Source organism: Bradyrhizobium sp. 137, assembly GCF_023074095.1.
Taxonomy (GTDB): Bacteria; Pseudomonadota; Alphaproteobacteria; order Rhizobiales; family Xanthobacteraceae; genus Bradyrhizobium.
Window position 1 is genome coordinate 1 of the sequence record NZ_JADPKU010000098.1, and the last position, 1105, is coordinate 1105.

At 60.7% G+C, this 1105-nt stretch carries 2 protein-coding genes; one reads left to right on the forward strand and one right to left on the reverse strand.

What is annotated here, in order from left to right:
• The coding region (locus IVA78_RS25520; protein ID WP_247468474.1) for an ABC transporter substrate-binding protein at positions 1 to 918 on the forward strand (918 nt) is incomplete at its 5' end.
• Positions 919 to 920: 2 nt separating this feature from the next.
• Here the strand turns inward: IVA78_RS25520 and IVA78_RS25525 are convergent.
• Positions 921 to 1105: hypothetical protein (locus IVA78_RS25525; protein WP_247468476.1), on the reverse strand; the 185-nt coding region annotated here is incomplete at its 5' end.

Consider the following 1105-nt stretch of genomic DNA (forward strand, 5'->3'; position numbering starts at 1 on the left):
CCGATCGCCTCCGACGCCACCCGCGTTGCCGCGCTGCTCTCGGGCGAAGTCGACGTCATCGAGCCGGTGCCGATCCAGGACATCTCCCGCGTCGATTCCAGCCCGAATGCGCAGGTGCTGAAAGGGCCGGAACTGCGCACCATCTTCATCGGTTTCGATCAGACCCGCGACGAGTTGCTCTACTCCAACATCAAGGGCAAGAATCCGTTCAAGGACGTCCGCGTCCGCGAAGCCTTCTACAAGGCTATCGACATCGAGCTGATCAAGACGCGCGTGATGCGCGGGCTGTCGACGCCGTCAGCTCTGATGATTGCGCCGGAACTGTTCGCGCTGTCCAAGGAGTTCACGCGGCCGAAATTCGACCCCGATGGCGCCAAGAAGCTCCTGACCGAGGCCGGTTACCCTGATGGCTTCGAGGTCACCATGGATTGCCCGAACGATCGTTACGTCAACGATGCTGCGATCTGCCAGGCCGTCGTCGGCATGCTCGCCCGTATCGGCGTCAAGATCAATCTCCTGGCGCAGCCGAAGGCGCAATACTTCGCCAAGGTGCTCAAGCAAGGCGGCTACCAGACCTCGTTCTACCTCTTGGGCTGGACGCCGAGCACGATGGATTCCCACAACGTGCTCTACGACATCATGGGCTGCCGGGACGATGCGAAATCCTCGCGCGGCGAAGCCAATCTCGGCGGCTATTGCAACAAGGAGTTCGACGCCATCACCGACAAGGTGCTGGTTGAAACCGACACCGCCAAGCGCAACCAGTTGATCAAGCAAGCCTACGAAATCGCCAACAAGGACTGGGCGTACATCCCGCTGCACCAGCAGGCGCTGGCTTGGGGCGTATCGAAAAAGGTCAACCTGTCGCAGCGCGCCGACAATCTCGTCATGTTCCACTGGGCGACCAAGAAGGAATAGCCTCAGTTGAACACAAGGTCCCGGCAGCATCGGGCCTCCGGGACCTTTCCTTTTCCGGCTGACAAAGGCGTCGGCCAGACACACACCCAAGGACAGTGGAAGGCATGCTCGCTTTCACTCTTCGCCGCGCCGTTCAGGCCATCGGCGTCATGTTCGCCGTCGGCATCATCGCCTTCTCGATGTTCCG